Annotated in this window: 11 protein-coding genes; 8 read left to right on the forward strand and 3 right to left on the reverse strand. The window is 57.5% G+C overall.

What is annotated here, in order from left to right:
• Nucleotides 1-2 precede the first annotated feature (2 nt).
• The 8 genes from WKB88_RS16010 to WKB88_RS16040 all read left to right on the forward strand — a co-directional run bounded on the left by WKB88_RS16010 (nucleotide 3) and on the right by WKB88_RS16040 (nucleotide 10,863).
• Nucleotides 3-1,070: a lantibiotic dehydratase C-terminal domain-containing protein gene (locus tag WKB88_RS16010; protein ID WP_341395546.1), complete on the forward strand. Its 1,068-nt coding sequence runs from the start codon at nucleotides 3-5 to the stop codon at nucleotides 1,068-1,070.
• 101 nt (nucleotides 1,071-1,171) lie between these two features.
• Nucleotides 1,172-2,194 carry a hypothetical protein gene (locus tag WKB88_RS16015; protein ID WP_341395547.1) on the forward strand — a complete coding sequence of 341 codons (1,023 nt, stop codon included), beginning with the start codon at nucleotides 1,172-1,174 and terminating at the stop codon, nucleotides 2,192-2,194.
• 140 nt (nucleotides 2,195-2,334) lie between these two features.
• Entirely contained in the window at nucleotides 2,335-2,430 is a 96-nt protein-coding gene (locus WKB88_RS18260) for a hypothetical protein (RefSeq protein ID WP_445818946.1), read from the forward strand.
• A 169-nt stretch (nucleotides 2,431-2,599) separates the two neighbouring features.
• Complete coding sequence (locus WKB88_RS16020) at nucleotides 2,600-3,439, forward strand: ABC transporter ATP-binding protein (protein WP_341395548.1); 840 nt, start codon at nucleotides 2,600-2,602, stop codon at nucleotides 3,437-3,439.
• On the forward strand, nucleotides 3,436-4,182 hold the full coding sequence (locus tag WKB88_RS16025) for an ABC transporter permease (protein ID WP_341395549.1): 747 nt from the start codon (nucleotides 3,436-3,438) through the stop codon (nucleotides 4,180-4,182). The genes WKB88_RS16020 and WKB88_RS16025 overlap by 4 nt, the downstream gene beginning before the upstream one ends.
• Nucleotides 4,183-4,337: 155 nt before the next feature.
• Entirely contained in the window at nucleotides 4,338-5,966 is a 1,629-nt protein-coding gene (locus tag WKB88_RS16030; protein WP_341395550.1) for a YcaO-like family protein, read from the forward strand.
• A 1,428-nt stretch (nucleotides 5,967-7,394) separates the two neighbouring features.
• Entirely contained in the window at nucleotides 7,395-7,517 is a 123-nt protein-coding gene (locus WKB88_RS16035) for a hypothetical protein (protein ID WP_341395551.1), read from the forward strand.
• Between the two features lie 280 nt (nucleotides 7,518-7,797).
• Nucleotides 7,798-10,863: a DUF3427 domain-containing protein gene (locus tag WKB88_RS16040; RefSeq protein WP_341395552.1), complete on the forward strand. Its 3,066-nt coding sequence runs from the start codon at nucleotides 7,798-7,800 to the stop codon at nucleotides 10,861-10,863.
• 409 nt (nucleotides 10,864-11,272) lie between these two features.
• Here WKB88_RS16040 and WKB88_RS16045 read toward each other — a convergent pair whose 3' ends face one another.
• From WKB88_RS16045 to WKB88_RS16055, 3 genes are all read right to left on the reverse strand, one after another.
• Nucleotides 11,273-11,905, reverse strand: a complete 633-nt coding sequence (locus tag WKB88_RS16045) for a DUF2290 domain-containing protein (protein WP_341395553.1) — start codon at nucleotides 11,903-11,905, stop codon at nucleotides 11,273-11,275.
• 25 nt (nucleotides 11,906-11,930) lie between these two features.
• A complete protein-coding gene (locus WKB88_RS16050; protein WP_341395554.1) occupies nucleotides 11,931-14,081 on the reverse strand; it encodes a DEAD/DEAH box helicase in 2,151 nt (716 codons plus the stop codon).
• Nucleotides 14,082-14,376: 295 nt separating this feature from the next.
• Nucleotides 14,377-17,457, reverse strand: a complete 3,081-nt coding sequence (locus WKB88_RS16055; protein ID WP_341395555.1) for a type I restriction endonuclease subunit R — start codon at nucleotides 17,455-17,457, stop codon at nucleotides 14,377-14,379.
• Nucleotides 17,458-17,468: the final 11 nt, after the last annotated feature.

Below are 17,468 nucleotides of genomic sequence, written 5' to 3' on the forward strand. Positions count from 1 at the left end.
CGTTGACAACAGATCTGTATAAGCCAGAGCCTGAATCATTACAAGAGACACTGGCGTCTGAAAGTGCCTACCGGTGGGTTGCCTACCACATTTATTACGGGGGCATGCCGAATGTTTTACTTTCCGAGTGCCTCATTCCGCTGGTGGAATCACTTATTGAGCGCGGCCTTGTGCGCGACTATTTCTATATAAATTACTGGCTTGAGGGCAGTCATGTAAGGCTGCGTCTCCGCGTGCCACGAAGTGTAGATTCAGCGTCCGTAGATGCTGCGGTCATCGTTCCGGTGCAGGAATACCTGAAGCGTCGGCCGTCCATGCATCCGATGGTGGAGCTCACGGAATACGGCTTTTATGAGCAACTCTTCGTGGGCGAATTTACAGAAGCAGACCGTCCTCGGTTTTTCGATGCTGACGGAAACCCGGTCTTTATGGCTAACAACTCCATCCACCGACGGCCTTACGAACGCGAAATATTCCGGTACGGCGGCGAGCAGTGCATGCTACTGGCCGAGCGGCACTTCGTCGCTTCCACCTCTATGGCGGTGAAGGTTATGCAGCGCGGAAACCAGGACGTCCGCACTCTCTTGCTGGGAATAGCCACTCAGCTGAGCTTTGTCACTGCGTGTGCCTTCCTGCGTGACCGCGAGCTGGTTCGGGACTTCTTCGTCGCCTACCACCAGAGATGGATCTCCGGCTACGCGGAAGGCACCGAATACACAACCGAAGGCGGGCAAAGTATGCATGCTTCGTCTGTTGCGAACCTACGGCTAAAAATGCTTCCTCTCCTCCCGGCCATCGCGGACAACGAACTGGCAGGAATGCCGCAACTGCTCCGTGACTGGGCTGAGACGAATCTCCGGGTCCGCAGCGACCTGGAACAGCTCTATGCGGAGGGAGTGCTTCAGTTCGATTACCAGGATGAACGCCGTTCGCCTGAGAGTATCGAGGCGGCGGCATGGTCACTCTGCCATTCGTTGATACACATGACCAACAACCGAATGATGGTCTCCGTTGCTGACGAAGCGTTTATCGCTTTCCAGATTTCCCAGGCTATGGAGACGACCACATGAATGTGCCCCTTTCAGGAAGCCCGAGTCAGGCGGCCACAGCGTGGCAGCCGTCGCTGGTAGCGGGTACACAAATTGGACCTGCGCGTTGGGACGGGGAACAAGTGCTAACCGATGCATCTGTTCAGGGGCAGCAGCGCATCCTCCGTATCGGGTTACGGGAGCGCATGGTCTTGGACCTGGTGAACGGAAGCCGAACCGTTTCCGAAATTTCCGAAGAATTGGCAGGGCAAGGCATGCCTTTGCCTCCGCAGGCTGTCGCTGGTGTGCTGCACAAACTAATGATGTTTGGAATGATCGACCGTCCATTCACTGTCGCTGCTGCAGCTGTTGACGTTTTGGACAGCCGCGCGCACATAGGATCCACGACGCGCACTGGTGTTTGGGCTCCAGCCGCTAACGGGTTCAGTCGTTTCGCGCCTACAAGATGGTCCATCGATGCACTAACTACAACACCCGTTTTAGGTATTGCATTGGCTCTGGCCGTCGCATCAGCGGTCGTCATGGTTATCGCTGCACCATCGGTCTTATTAACAGTGGTTCATCCGCAGAGTGCTGCATGGTTCGTCACTGCATTTCTGGTGGCGATCGTGTGGAACATTGGTGTGACCGTGGTGCACGAAGCTGCACATGTGGGCACGTTTCGTGCGCTGGCCGGCCGACCAGCGCACCTCTCCATCACGCGGTTTGGCATCATTCCTATGCTAAACACGCAGTTGGACGGGCTTGGCTTGCTTTCCCGAAGCCGCCGCGCACGAGTAGTGGCGGTTGGGCCGATCGTCTCATTGTGCTTAGCATTGGTGCCTTTGTCGCTGTTCTTTTTTGCACCGGAGGGATCATTTCTGAGGTACATTTCTGGGGCTGCAGTACTCGTTGACCTTATTGTTATCGCCTTGGCTGTATCTTTTTTCCCAAACACGGACGGTACGAGATTTCTCGAGGTATTATCCTCTGTAGATCAGCTCCAATCTGTCGCATTTCTAACTCTGCTCCGCCGCCGAAAGCTGCCGCGCGGACTTCCACGCTTCACACGCATATTAGTGCGCGTGTATCCAGTCTTGCTGGCAGGGACAGTCATTAGCTTCCTGCTGGCAAGCGTGTGGGCCATTCGGCTCGCACTGCTCTGATTCGCATCAGTGAATCAGCCATTTAGTAAAACACACAGAAAATGGGGAAGAAAATGAATAACCTTGCATCTTTGGCCGCTGAGCTGGACGCTTTCGACGTCGATACCCTCGAGGTAAAAGACTTCGTTGACTACTCGGAGATGGCCTTTGGCTCCACTTGCTCCTCTTCATCGTCATCCTGTTCGTCGACGTGCACCTCGTGCTGCTCCTCGACGGCTTCGTGCGCCACTGCTTAATGCGGTAACGGCACGTCTGATGTAGTTATCCGGCGCTGGGTGCAGGCTTCGTCCTGCGCCCAGCGCCCCTCACCGAAAGAAGGAGTTCCGCGTGTTATCCCAAGATCCAGTGGCTGTGGAGGTCTCTGATGTGTCCCTGTCCATACGGGGAAAATCCATCCTCCGTAACGTGGATTTGACAGTCCAAACCGGAACCTTTCACGGTGTAATTGGTCCTAACGGTGCCGGAAAATCCACGCTCTTCGACATCATCCTGGGTTTCCGTCCTCCGAGCATTGGCACGGTTAGGGTCCTAGGTCAGCCACCCCGGCCCCGGGACGAGAACCTGTACCGTAAAGTCGGGGTGCAGCCACAGCGGACCGCGTTCTTCCCGAAGCTCAGCGTTAGGGAGCACCTGTCCGCGCTGGCCGGCATTTATGGAAGCGGTGAGACACGGACCGGGCGTCTCATGGAGGTACTCGACCTGGCGCGGCACGCCAATACCCGGGCCGAGAAACTGTCGGGAGGAGAGCGGCAACGCCTCGCCATTGCTTCAGCATTGGTGCACGAGCCGCAGTTGCTGCTGCTGGATGAACCGACCGCCGGTCTGGACCCGGCGGCTCGGCACAACCTCGTCGATTTGCTGCGTTCTCCCGAGTTCAGGGGCATGACCACGATCTACACCACCCACTATCTGGAGGAAGCCTCCCGATTGTGTGACGTGGTCTCAATCTTGGACGCCGGAAAAGTACTGGTAACGAAATCCCCGAGTGAGCTGATTGCTGAGACAGGCGTTGAGGCGACTATTCTGCTGCCCGCTGCTGTGCATCAAGCAGACCGAGTCGCCGCACTGTCAACGATCACGTCCGTTGACGTTGATATGTCTGGCTTGCATGCCTGTACCGGAGACACTGCCCTGGCCTTCGCAGAACTGGCGGGAGCAGGCATTGACACCGGAAATGCCCAAGTATTTAGCGGGTCCCTTGAAACTGCCTTTATGGCCTACACCGGACGGAACTACGAAGCATGACCACGACAACTTCCACCCTGTCCCGGGTGATGTTCAAGGCGGATCTCCGAGACTTCGCGACTCTTTTTTTCACCTTTGTCTTTCCGGCTGTGCTGCTAGTGGCGTTGGTGCTGGGATTGGGAGACATGCCCTCCGCGGATGGCGGAAACTCAGTCAATGAGATATCCGCAAATGTTGTTGCCTTTGGCATAGCATTTGTTGCGGTTTTTGCCGGATCTCAGCACATTGCCGCCTGGCATGAGAACGGCATGCTGCTAGTGCTGCGGAGTGCCCCGGTGAGTGCCGGCAATATCCTGGTGGCACAGGCTCTGGTGGGTGGCATGATTGCGATCGTTCAGGCGATCTTCCTGGTGGTCATAGCGGTTTCCCCGTGGCTGGGAATGACACTCAGTGGAACAGCACCCTTGGCTCTGGCAGGAGTGGTGCTGGGGTACTTTATGTTTTTTTCCTTGGGCGTTATCTTAGCCAATGTGTTGCCGTCCATGACCGCTGTGACCATGCTGGCAATGATCGTTGTTATGGGTCTTGGCGTGTTCGGCGGGGCTATGATGCCCCTCGACTACATGCCCGACTGGGTGCAATCCAGTGCTCCATGGACTCCGGTGTTCCATATCCGAGAAGTCATCACTTTCCTGCTGACTGGAATCGGGGAGTGGAGCCAGACAGGGATTTCGAGTCTCTACCTCATTGTCGTAGGAGGCATCCTTTACTTGATTGCCCGCAAGACTATGCGCTGGGGCTGAGAACGGTGAAGGGGGTCCTGCATGACCGCACGTCCGAGCAATCCGTCACTTGGACGGCTCCTTCCACATTGGTGGTTGCAAACACCGGCGGCAGAGATGAAGCGGAATCGAGGCAAGTTACCGACCACTGGATACGTACGCGTCCACTTTTTCAGGTGCGCCTGTTCGCGGGTGCCGGGCTGCGCCGTGTGGGTGGTGCGGAGAACGGGTCCCTCCTCGGTCCCATCGCTGATGCCATGCACGACCTAGCACTATTGGAAAACCCAAACCCAGCTGTGGCACTGTGGGAGATCGACCAGTGCTCCGGTCTCACCCGTCGAGCCGACGTCACGATCGACAGCCGCACGACAGAGTGGAGCAACGACGGGACACCGGTGCAAGACCCACGAAGCCGGAGCGCTAACAATCCGGAGTGGGTGGATGGTCTTTCATTACGGGCCAAAAGCCTTCAAATGGTGGCTTGGAACGAGAACGGCCTGGTCAACCCTGCTGCCGCGAGGTTAGCACCTGAAATCAACGATTCCGTCGAGTGGACTACACTCTCTCCAGCTTCAGGGGTCACCACGCTTCAGTCAGAACAGAGTTCCCGGCATCTGACCTGGTCTGGTCAAGCTGCGTCACTTGCAGATTCACGGCGCGCTGCCCTTGTCGAAGGAATGGAGCGACTGGTCGGATCTCAGCAGGACGGCGGTAGCTGTATCATCTCCTCGGCTGCTGCGCTGCCCGGGCGTGCACTGAGCCCCACTGACTTTGACGCCTATCCCTCTGATGCTTACAAGGGCAAAATTGCCCTGTTTGATCGGCACGAAGAACACGAGTGGGTACGCGGAGAGTCTCTGGTCACTGGCGAGGAGGTATGGGTCCCCCGCGAGGCCGTTTATTACGGGGAAACACCCGCTTATTCACGGTGGTTCCTCGGCACCTCATCAGGGTGCGCAACAGGGTCTTCGGTTGCGGAAGCTACTCTTTTCGGCTTGCTGGAACTGATCGAGCGAGACACCTTCGTCAACGCCTGGTACGGCAAGATCCCGGCAATTCCTGTGGCCGTGGATTCCGTGCCGGGCGCCGCTGAGATGACCGCCAGGATCCGGTTATTGGGTTGGCAAATCGAACTCGGGTTTCTTAGGAACGAATGGGGTGTTCCCGTATTTGTCGCTAGTGTCGTCACACCACAAGTGCGTGCCTTCGGGGCAGCCGCCCATCTGGACCTCGAAACGGCTGCTCTGAGGGCAATAACCGAAGCTGTGGCGTATGCTCCCGACCGTGAATCGCTAGTATCGAATCGACGTGACCGGGTGAGGGAACTACTCGAAAACCCCCAGCTGGCCAGTGACATCGATGATCATCCTCTACTTCCCGTTTTCAGCTCAGACCCGGCGTACTCCATCCTTTGCGGCCGCGTGGAGGAAGCCTGTGCCCTGGGCAATGTGGCTCATCTGGCGGATAATTCCTCAATCCTTCACAGCGGAGATGCACGCTCGCAAAACCATTCCGGGAACTTGGTCCACTCGAGCCCGCCGTTAGACGTTCAGCTCATCGCCAAGGCTCTCGTGGATACCCTCGGAAAGACCGGAATCGAGACATTCCGGGTGGTGCAAACCGCGCCTTTCCAGACAGATTTGGGGCTTGCCACGACCATGACCTTGGCGCCGGCACTCACGCAACTTGACTTCGGCTGGCACGCGCAACGTGTTCGTACTTCCGCCCGGCCCCTCGAACAGGCAAAGTTGCTCGCTGGAAAGGCGACCGACTGCGTCAGAGATTTACCGCACCCCTTTTCATAGCACCAAACCGCCAACGTTTTACCAAGCGAACGGGAACCATAAATGGATCCGATTGAGGGATCACGACCACGGCAAGGGCCAACCACCCTGTTGGTCCTGTTCACTGTCTCCTACACAGCCACATTTCTCCTAGCTGCAACCCCTTCGTGGGCTGCGGCGTGCGCTCTTGCGGCAGTCTGTATCGCCGTCGTTTCGGTGTTGCTGGGTGCAAAAACTTCCGCCAGCGGGCGCCCAACCGGACGAGGACTCGCCTGGGTACGCAGCACCTCCATAGCCGAAGGCGTTGTACTGCTAGCTGCGGCGGGAACCGGTCTTGTAACTGGCAGCTGGTGGTTCGTGCTGCCGGCATTGCTCACGGCAGTTACCGTGCATTTGGCTGCTTTGCTGGTCGTGTTCCGTCGCAGAGCGGACTGGTGGTCGGTGTTCTGCTTGAGCGTGAGCACAGTCGCTGCTTGGTATCTGAGCCCTGGGGGGATTGACCGAGTGTGGCCTGCAACAGGTGCCGTGGCAGCCGGGGTCTGTCTGGGGTACGCAGTGATCATCAAGTTCGGCCAAAAAGCCAACCGATCGGAGCTGGGGAGCGCCCACTCACCGGCGCGATGAACCTGTTGTGCGTGCTGGGGAAGGGCGACGGCGGTGCCCTGGAGGTGGACGAGAGTTTATGGTGCTGCGGGGGAGGAGCCTTCGGCGGAGCCATCGATCACTCCACCGTGCGCAACGGGTCCGCGCCCGCGCCGGGCCGAACTCGAAGCACCGATGTCCGGCACTCAGGGCCCCGGGGTGCGTACCAGGCGGCACTTGTCGAAGTGTCTGGATGCAACATGGCTGGGTGCATAAAAGGATCGAACCATCCTCTACGCTGGGCGTTGGAGACGACGGAAGGACATCATGAGTGAGACTGTAAGGGCCATCCATGAGAGGAAACAGGCAGCGGCAAGGGCCCTTTACGAGCAGGAGGACTATGTACGGCGCCTCGGGCATCTAAGCGACGAGGAATTAGCCCAGGAGCTAATTGCCGCGCTACGAAGGGAGAAGCTCACCGTGAGCCGTTGGATCGATTCTGGCGATTGCTTCGTTCTCTCCGGTGCTGGAAAAGTTCATCGTCCCGAATGTCCAAGCATGCGCCAGTTCATGGATCGCGACGCTGCGTGGGAACCCTACTTCGCAGACCTGGAGCGGGTACGTGACTGGCATGGAAGTGACAACGCCCCCGATATGCCTAAATTTATGACTCGTGCCAGCGCGGAGCGAATGGAGACCTACAAGACGTGCCCTGTATGCGCTCCGACGTTAGATCACACGGATAAGCGTCCGGGAGTTTGAGGGTGGACGCTGCTGAAAGCTGGCAGTCTAAAGACGAAGCACTTTGGCAGGACTTTCAACGTAGCTCGCGGGGAGGCGATTGGGGTCTTGACTAGGATTACAACAGTGGAAACTAAAGAAGGCCTGGATTTCCGGGCAGAGTTCGACGGACTCGAAGCCCCGATCGTCGATCCTGCGATGGAGCTGATGTATCTAACGCCCCCATACACATCCTGGTCGCCCGTTTGACGAAACTTTGTTGGACATGACGGGTAGTCGGTCGACAGGGATCTTCCAGCAAGTTGTCCGGGTGGGTATCTTCATCAATGGGCTCCAGCACCGCGGGTGATTAGGTCCAGGCCTGGACCGTCGGGAGGGACATCCTAACTAGTGGCCGGAGGCTGTTGGGAATAGAAACTGCTGGAATTGATAAGAGGGCTGGGCATTGCTGAACATTCATGGGGGAGAGTCAGAGCCTCTGGCGGAAGGTCTCTACGAGCTACTGCACACGGAAGATCTAACAGCTCGGATGGAGACGCAGCCTGAACTGCAAGCTGCCTTTGAAACGGTCGCGGATGATCTCTCACCAGAGGTCCTGGCCCGCTATATTGCCAACCAGGCACGGCGTGCCCTGGCCGCAGCCGCGCCAGCCGATCGCGTAGCAGTGGCCAACAGCATCCTCAGCGACCTGCAGGGCGCGGCACTGATCCAGGCCGGGCCGCAGCAGCTGACCTCCTTGTTCCCGCCGGAAGGGCTGGCTGCCCGCCAGGTCTTCCGGCCGTCCACGTCCTTCAGCCGGCCGGCGTTGCTGACGAACGGCAAGGATGACCCAAGTCTTGCCTCCGAGCTCAACGCCGAGCTGGCGTCCGCGGATCGGGTGGACATGTTGTGCGCTTTTATCCGTTGGAGTGGCCTGCGGTTGCTGGGCAAGTCCCTGGAAACGCTAAGGGAGCGCGGGGTTCCCCTGCGCGTGCTCACCACCACCTACATGGGGGCCACAGAGCGTCGTGCCATTGATGAGCTGGTTCGCACCTACGGCGCGGAAGTGCGCATCAACTACGAGACACAGGCCACCCGCCTCCATGCCAAGGCCTGGCTGTTCCGCCGGAATACCGGTTTCGATACGGCCTACGTCGGCAGCTCAAACCTCAGCCTTCCGGCCCTGCTCGAAGGCCTGGAATGGAACGTGAAGCTGTCCGCCGTGGGAACTCCGGAGCTGCTGCAGAAGTTCGAAGTGACCTTTGACAGCTACTGGGAGCAGCCGGAGTTCCAGCCTTACGACCCGGACCGCGACGGCGACAAGCTCGACGCCGCTCTCGCCACCAACGGTGGTAAGAAGACCTCTATTCCGCAGGGTTCCACCGGGTTGGAGGTTAAGCCGCACCCGTACCAGCAGGGCATGCTCGAGGAACTGGAGGCAGCACGGGAGGTCCACAGCCACCACCGAAACCTGCTGGTCGCCGCCACCGGCACCGGAAAGACGGTTATCGCCGCTCTGGATTACAAGCGGCTCTGCGACGCCGCCGGACGCAAGCTGACATTGCTGTTCGTGGCGCACCGGCAGGAAATCCTGGCCCAGTCACAGTCCACGTACCGCAATGTGATGCAGGACGGCAACTTTGGCGAGCTCTTCGTTGGTAAGCACAAGCCCTCCGAATGGAAACATGTGTTTGCGAGCGTGCAGTCTCTTGCCGCGAAGGGCCTGGACTCGCTCGCACCCGACCAATTCGACGTCGTCGTCATTGACGAGTTCCACCATGCTGAGGCAGCGACTTATCGCCGGATTATGGATTGGTTCAAACCGAAAGAGCTGCTCGGGCTCACCGCTACCCCGGAGCGGGGCGACGGCGTCAACGTTGCTGATCAGTTCTTCGAAGGCCGGGTGGCCAGCGAACTGAGGCTGTGGGATGCGTTGGAAGCCAACCTGCTGGTCCCGTTTCATTACTTTGGAGTGGCCGACGACGTCGACCTCAGCCAGCTGGAATGGAAGCGCGGCAATTACGACACCACGCAGCTGAGCAATGTCTACACCGGCAACGATGCGCGGGCGGCCAAGATCATCGCTGAAACCCGGCGCACGGTCACCAGCGTTGAGGATATGAGGGCGCTGGGATTCTGCGTTTCCGTGGAACATGCAAAATACATGGCCGACGTTTTCAATAAGGCAGGTATCCCCTCCACAGTGGTGTCGGGTGAGACTCCGGAAGAGGAGCGCAAAGCGGCACTGAGCCGGCTGCGGAAGGGGGAGCTGAACTGCATCTTCGCCGTGGACGTTTTCAATGAAGGGCTCGATCTGCCCGAAGTCGACACCATTCTGATGCTCCGGCCCACCCAGAGCTCCACCATCTTCCTGCAGCAGCTGGGCCGCGGCCTTCGCCGGGCCAAAGACAAAGCCGTGCTCACCGTCCTGGACTTCATTGGTCAGCAGCGGCGGGAGTTCCGGTTCGACAACAAACTGCACGCCATGACCGGACTTCGGCGAAAGGGACTGAAAGAAGCAGTGGAGAAGGGATTCCCTTTCCTGCCCTCGGGTTCCCAGATTGTGCTGGACCGGGTGTCCCAGCAGATCATCACGGACGGCCTCATTATCCAGTTGCGGAGCAACCGGCCGCAGTTGATCGCAGACATACGTTTCCATAAGGACAATAACCTGGCGAACTTCCTGCGGAAGTCCGGCAGCGAACTGGAGGACGTCTACCGGAAAACAGGGGAATCCTGGACTTCTCTGATCCGTGCTGCGGGATTGGCCGAAGCCGGCTCCGGTCCGGCGCCTTTGCTGGGCGGGGATGAACAGCGATCGGTCGCGGAGGAGACGCTGCTGCTCCGCCGTATGACCACGCTGCTCTGTGTGGACGATCCCGAACGCGCCAAGGCGTACACCCTGCTGGTGTCCGCTGGTGCTCCGCGGTACGAGGAGTTGGGATTCCGTGAGCAGACACTTGCCCGGATGCTGTTTTTTGCGCTGTGGCCTGAGGGCGGGAAATTCACCTCCTACGACGCCGGCTTCGATTTCCTGCGGAGCTTCCCGGCGGTTTGTGCCGAGATCCGGCAACTGGTTGCTCTCGGTGTCGAACGAACGCGTTATTCCCCCAAGGGCTTGGGCCGCGGACTGGCACACGTGCCCCTGTACTCGCACGCGACCTACAGGAGGGAAGAAGTGCTGGCTGCGCTGGGCTACCTGGCGCTGGATGGGCGGAAGGCCCGGCACCGGGAAGGTGTGGCCTGGTGTGAGGACACCCGAACCGACGCGTTCTTCGTGACGGTGGAAAAAGATGCCAAGGATCGGGCTGCCAGCATCATGTACAAGGACTATGCGATGAGCCCGGATGTGTTCCACTGGGAATCACAGAACAGCACATCCCCCACCAGCCCGGTGGGTCAGCGCTATCTGGACCACAAGGCGGCCGGTACGCAGATCCTGCTGTTCACGCGTGCGCGTGAAAACGATGAGTCGGGTCTGACGATGCCGTACGTTTGCCTGGGGCAACTGGACTATATGAACCACACCGGGTCAAAGCCGATTGCGATCACCTGGAAACTCCAGCGGCCGATGCCGGCGGATGTTTATACGCAGGCCAGCGCTGTGGCTCGCTAACAACGACTAGAATGTAAACGCGCCGGGAGCAGGACGTTTAACCTCGGGCCTGACGGCAATGGTTTCAAATCATGCTTGCCTGGCAATATCCGGGGACATCATGCCGGAGAACAAAGCGCAGAGTTGCTCAGTGGCCTGGTGCACGTCCTTGAAAGCAATGACGACAAGATCACCGCGCAACTCCAAGAGAAGGTTTCGTACCTGTCTAGTTGGCAGCGCCCCTGTTCCGCTGCTGTACTGCACATTGGTAAAGAGATGGGTGCAGCTGAAACGCCAAGTGATCCGCACCAGCCCACCGAGGACCGAATTCGCCCGCCACGTGCATCGAACGAGTCAAAGACGGAGCGAGAAGTGAATTCAGAAGGTGATTGGTCAGCGCTCGCCTGCATGAGTACGTCAAATCAAGAACTCAGACAGGTGCAGCGTTAAGGTCCCAAGAAAAATGAGGTATTCGGCTTTCGGAAGAAGTGAGTGATTTAGTGCCAATATGCCTTGAGGAGGCAGCTTCAAAAAACGACTGGTGCACGAGCCAAAATTCTGCATAAAAGTTTCGAAAAACAAAGTCTGCGAACCGATGAATGTGTAATGGCGCAATGCATGCGATACGGCATGAAGTACCGTTCACCGTCATATGTGTCGCTGGGTGTCCAATCCCCGCAGCGTCGGGGTCGTAGTCAAATCTTATAGGTGAACGCAGTACGGGCATATCGTCTAGATATAAATCGATTACGTCAACTATCGGCGCGCCTTCGGCAAGTAAGTCCAGGTCAACATCGTAGGGACAAGGGATATACGCCAACCTGTGTCCAACTACTAGTCCGTCAGATATTTGGTAGGTCGCCTGTAAAAGGCTCCCATCAAACAACATCGCGGAATAAGCACCGGACTCGGCCCAAGAGAGGTACTGGTCTATTCCAGGATGCGCTCGGTTCAAAAGAAATGGAACTTCCTTGTTTTGGGTGTGAAAGGAAACGAGCGGATCACTCATGGAGACCTCATTGGTGAACAGGGCGAGCTCGGCTTGAACGAGGTAGTCCAGCACATTCCTGATGTCGTCTCGGACCGTTCTAAGCGTCGTCATCAGATACTCCCCGCCTAAGCCTCCGCGTCAGGCGTGTTCGGACTGCGGGGGGGAGGTCCTGGATGTCCAGCTCACCGCGTTCGATTGCTTCCAGGAAGGTCATCAAACTGTCTGTGGCCTTTTTGATGGCGGCTTCCTCCCGTTCAGGGCGATCTCGGTGCACATGGCGTAGCTCGGCCAGCTCGGCTTTAGTAGGAATTGGAAACTTGAGTTGGTAGCCATTGTTGACGACTTCAGTAGCTTCACTGGTAATTGTCGACATTTTATCGCCGAATCCAGTGATTCGTACCCAGGCCCGGCTCCTCGTAATCGCAGTAAAGAGACTGTTTCTACGTGTAACTGAGTTAAAATCTGATGACGCAAATTGTGAATCGATCGCATATACCATTGGCGCTTCATTACCCTTGGCGCGATGGATGTGAGCTAGGGCGATTGAACCGTTTTGGAAGACCTCATCAACACTGGTATTGACACCGACAAGATGTGAAGGAATGCCTCGCGCGTGCAATTCCCGCATAAGTCGAGGTGCACGGGACTTGGCGCGGTAAGGGTCAGGCAGTACGACGAGGATATCGTCGTGCTCGAGTTCGTCATCCGCCAAGTTCTTAACAATCTCATCAGCCACCCAGGAATCCTGTTCCGCTTCTGTCACGAAAGGCTTCAGAATAACCGCGTCGTCAGGCCGCACAAGTGTGGGAAAATATGACGGGTAGCTTTCCGCGGAACGCTCTAGAGTAACAGTTGTTCCCTCTTCTAAGCTGCCGCGAAGAACGTTGTAGCCAATGTCCTTCCAGAGTGTAGGTTCATCGAAATGCTGGAGAAGGCCTCCAGATCGGTAAACTCCAAAGCCGAGCGCGTGGGCAGTTGCCAATGCCCATGGGGTATTTCTGTAACAAATTGGAAGGACTATGTCTCTCCTAGCTTCTCCCTCGCCGGACGCTAGGCTAATAAGTGATTCACCTGAAGGGCCCTTGCCGAATAACTCATCGGTTGAAGGCATGGCAGCGTCTGACAACTTTTGAAGCTCATCGTATCCCCACACGATCCGCTTAGGTTCCTTCGTGAAAAGGTAGACAAGCTGGAAAAATTCTGGAGGAAGATCTTGTGCCTCATCGATCAGGACTGCATCAAATATGGGATCGATATTTCGGTTCTGTGCAACTAGTAGCAGCTCGCGGCAGACACCCTGAAAAGCGTTGTCTCGCCCGTATGTTGCCATTGCGTAAGACCAGTCACGAGTCACCTCTCCAAGAGACCTGGCGATTAAGCTGTATATGCCAGACTTTCCGCTCGAGCCCCACGAATGAACGATTCGTAGTCGATCTGGATCGGGCTTGTCGTTCATATGTTCAAAAGCAAATCTAGTAACCAAATCGTCAATTTGCTGGTAGAGAGCACGTGAATGAAATGTTAGCGCTATATTCCACTCGGGATGCTGAGAATGCCAATATGCTGCTTTTAGGGCCAGCACGACCGTTTTGCCGGATCCAGCTAACCCCCGAATGCGCTGCGGGCCCTCAGGGCTTTCGATCGCCGCTGCTTTCTGCCAGCGGTCAAGATTAGCGATTCCCTTCTCTATTTGCTTCATGACCGCACCTCTCGAAGTAGGTTTTACTACCGAAGCACGCTTTTTCGCAGGCTTTATCGTGGTGACCCTTTGCAATGCCGCATGCAATGCACGTTCAATCGGCTCAGAAACAGGTGTCAGCCCTTCGAGCCACGTAATAGCTTCGTCTAGCGCTCCGAAAAAACCTTCGTCAGGTGTTTCATTTGTATCGTTATGGGGCGCGTTTGGGAAGATGGTAGCTGTATTCGGTGATGTCGCCAGTCGTCGACCGGAACGCAATGAATCGTGTCTGCTTAAGTGGCTTTCCAATACAGCGTATAGACGGTCTTGTTCGGCAACTAAGTCCGACCATTCGTCGCTCGTGAAAGGTTGGGTGTCTGACAAGATGAAGGCGACGACTCCGTGCGCACGACTAACAAGAAGGGCATCGAGCTGGACCTTTTCATCGGCAGTGGCTAACACTGGGTAACCGAGGTACACAGTCCCCTCATCCAAGACATCATCCAGTCGTTTCGCCAAAGCTCTTGCCGCGTAGCGATTGCGACTTTCTCCATACACAACTTCAAACATCTTGGGCCTTGTCCTTAGCCTCGATCTAGCATGTTCCCTCTAAGACTCTATCCCGCACTGCTGTAGAAGGGTCACCGCAACTTTTGTCATCGGTACCGCCCTTCGGGACGTCTCTGTAGATTCAGAAGCCTCGCTTGTGGATCGGTGAGTCCCTGGTGGTCCTACTTACACGTTTGAGACCGAGACGATGTGGGTCTTCTGGCCACATGACCCGAAGTGTGCGCGTGGTTTGAGGTACAACTTGTGATGGTCACCAGAATGCGCAGCAGGGTTCTGGTTATTTGGATGCCTGCAACTATTTTTGCAACTCCTCATAGATCAACCCGCTCAGCATCGCCAGGAGCGCCCGCATCTTGGTCTTGTCCCCCAACGCCTGCAGGCTCAGGTTGTAGTGACTCTCCATGGAGTTCGTGACGGCGTCGCTAACCGCGTTTTCGAGGTGTGGGCTGCTGCCAAAATGGCTGCGGGAGTTATTGCGCGCCTGAGTTTGAAGGGTCTCGTTCTTCACCAGCTCGCGCCGCACGCCCTCCACGAAGTGGGCCACGGCGTCCAGCTCTTCGCCATCGAAAGGCAGGTTGGCCTGCTGAATGATCTCCTCCCAACTCGCAAGCACCGGGTCCTTCGTTTCACCGGTTCCTATATCGGTCGCTGGCTTCAGAAATGCTTCGTCATCATCCACGAGCTGGAGCTGCGCCTGTCCCTTGTCTTTCAGCGCGTACTTGGCTAGGACAACGCCCGACAGGTCCAAGGCCACCGGAGCATCGTTCACCCGAAGTACCGGAAGCAGGAGCTTGAAGTAGATGGACCGCTTCTCCAAGTCAGGGTCAGCGAAGTTCACGATCTGGGACAGAAAATCGTAGGCACGGACAAACGAGCCCAAATACTTTCGGAAGAGGTCCAGCTCGTCCTGAGTGGTTTTGTCCCCGGCCGCGACCGCTGCGTTGTAGCGGGTGTTGAACCGTGACTTAGCAGGAGCAACCCACCCCGAGAGAACGTTGTTGCCCTCTTCCCGGATATACGCCTGCACAAGCCCGTCCACTTCCGAATCCAAGTAGATCTGCGCGGCATCCAGCTTGCTCTGCATATCGTGCACAACGTTAGGGTCGGATGTGGCCTCTAGCCGTGCCTCACGGAAGTAAGGCTTGAACGATTCCAGAATCTCCTCAGGCTTGTTTACGAAGTCGAGGACAAACGTCTGGTCCTTTCCGACGGCGGTGCGGTTCAACCGGGACAGCGTCTGCACGGCGGAAACGCCGGAAAGCTTCTTATCCACGTACATGGCAACAAGCAACGGCTGGTCGAAGCCGGTCTGGAACTTATTGGCAACCAGCATGATCTGGTACTCATTTGTCTTGAAGGCCTCGGGCAGTGTGCGGCCCTTGAGCCCCGAGTTCATGTTGATCTCGGTGAAGGATTCCGTCCCGGAGACGTGGTCGTTCACTTCGCCGGAGAACGCAACCAACGTGCCCATATCAGCGTACCCGGCGTCGGCGATGTACTTGTCGATGGCGAGCTTGTAGCGGACAGCTTCCTTGCGGGAGCCGGTGACCACCATGGCCTTGGCCTTGCCGTCCAGCCGCCAGGCAATGTTGGCGCGGAAGTGCTCGACGATGACCTGGACTTTTTGGCTGATGTTGTACGGGTGCAGCTTCACCCAGTTCATCAGCGACTTCAGGGCATCGGACTTCTCCACTTTGCTGTCTTCGGAGTCGTAGTCGCGCCCGTTGTGCGCCAGCCGATAGGCCACCTTGTAACTGGTGTAGTTCTGCAGCACGTCGAGGATGAAGCCTTCCTCGATGGCCTGCTGCATTGAGTACAAGTGGAACGGCTGGGGGAGTCCATTCGACCCGGGGCGGCCGAACAGTTCCAAGGTCTTGGCCTTCGGGGTGGCCGTGAAGGCGAAGTAGCTGATGTTCTTTGCGTCCGCCCGCTCGGCCATCTCTGCGGCCAGGTATGCCTCGATGTCGATCTCGCCGCCGTCGTTGACATCGGAGAGCTCCTCAACAGAGAGTGCCTGCTTGACCTTATTGGCGGTGGACCCGGTCTGGGACGAGTGGGCCTCATCGGCAATAATCGCAAAATTGCGGCCCTGAAGTGCCTTCGACTCAGCAATCGCTTTCACAGCAAAAGGGAAGGTCTGGATAGTGACGACGATGATGGGCGTCCGGGCGATCAGGGCCTCGGCAAGTTCGGCGGACTTGGAGCCGCCGGTGCCCTTGATCGGAACAACGACCCCGGACTTGTGCTCGATCTGGTAGATCGCGTCCTGCAGCTGTGAGTCAAGCACGGTACGGTCCGTCACGACGATGACGGAGTCGAAGATCTTCTCATTCTTCGCGTCGTGCAGGGAGCTCAACTGGTGTGCCGTCCAGGCAATGGAGTTCGTTTTCCCCGACCCTGCCGAGTGTTGCACGAGATAACGTTGCCCCGGCCCCTCGGAGCGTGCCGTTTCGATGAGCTTGGTGACAACATCCCACTGGTGGTAGCGGGGGAACAGCAGCGACTTGCTGATAACGCGTTCGCCTGTGACCGGATCGGTTTTGTCGCTGACCTGGAGGTGCAGGAACTTGCCGATGATGTTGAGCCACGCGTCGGGCTGCAGAACCTGCTCCCAGAGGTAGCTACTGGCGGATCCGGTGGGATTGACCGGGTTCCCGGCGTGATCGCCGTTCCCGAGGTTGAAGGGGAGGAACCGGGTCCCCTTGCCTTTCAGCTCGGTGGTCATTTGGATTTCGTCGTTGCTGACGGCGAAGTGCACCAGGGCACGGCGGCCGAAGGCCAGCAACGGCTCTTCCTTATTCTTGGCGTTCCGCGGCAGGCGGTCGTGGCGGTACTGGGCGACGGCGTCGTTGATGTTTTGGGTGAAGTCAGTCTTTAGCTCGATGGTTGCGATTGGCAGCCCGTTCAGGAACAGGACCAGGTCGATGCTCTTCTTGGTGTCAACCGTGGAGTAGTGCACCTGACGCATGACCCGCAGCCGGACCTTCCCGTAGCGCTCCAGCGTTTCAGGATTCAACCCCATCGCGGGTTTGAACTGGCACATGTCGAACTTCGCGGCCACATCCTTGAACCCGGTGCGCAGCACGGAGAGCATGCCGGCTTCCTTGGTGGCGGGTTTGTCCAGCACCTTGCACAGGCGGTTCAGCAGGTTGTGCTCGGCCAAGGTACGTTCGGCCAGGGAATCGCCGGGTTTGAGGACCTTGCCCAGCTCATGGGGCTGGGTGTCCTGCAGCCAGCCGATGACGTCTTCGGGTACGACGGCGCGTTCGGCGTCGTAAAGCTCGCTCGCCTTGCGCTGAGGCTCATAGATCCATCCCTGGGCCGCGAGTGCCTGGCAGATTTCCTCTTCGAACATCACTTCGTTGTGCTGTGCCATTACGTTCTTCC

The organism is Arthrobacter sp. G119Y2 (assembly GCF_038069765.1).
Taxonomy (GTDB): domain Bacteria; phylum Actinomycetota; class Actinomycetes; order Actinomycetales; family Micrococcaceae; genus Arthrobacter_B.

Coding starts and splice junctions, on each gene's coding strand:
- WKB88_RS18260 (WP_445818946.1), top strand. CDS start 2,335: ATGGCCTTTGGCTCCACTTGCTCCTCTTCATCGTCATCCTGTTCGTCG.
- WKB88_RS16025 (WP_341395549.1), top strand. CDS start 3,436: ATGACCACGACAACTTCCACCCTGTCCCGGGTGATGTTCAAGGCGGAT.
- WKB88_RS16040 (WP_341395552.1), top strand. CDS start 7,798: ATGGAGACGCAGCCTGAACTGCAAGCTGCCTTTGAAACGGTCGCGGAT.
- WKB88_RS16050 (WP_341395554.1), bottom strand. CDS start 14,081: ATGTTTGAAGTTGTGTATGGAGAAAGTCGCAATCGCTACGCGGCAAGA.
- WKB88_RS16055 (WP_341395555.1), bottom strand. CDS start 17,457: ATGGCACAGCACAACGAAGTGATGTTCGAAGAGGAAATCTGCCAGGCA.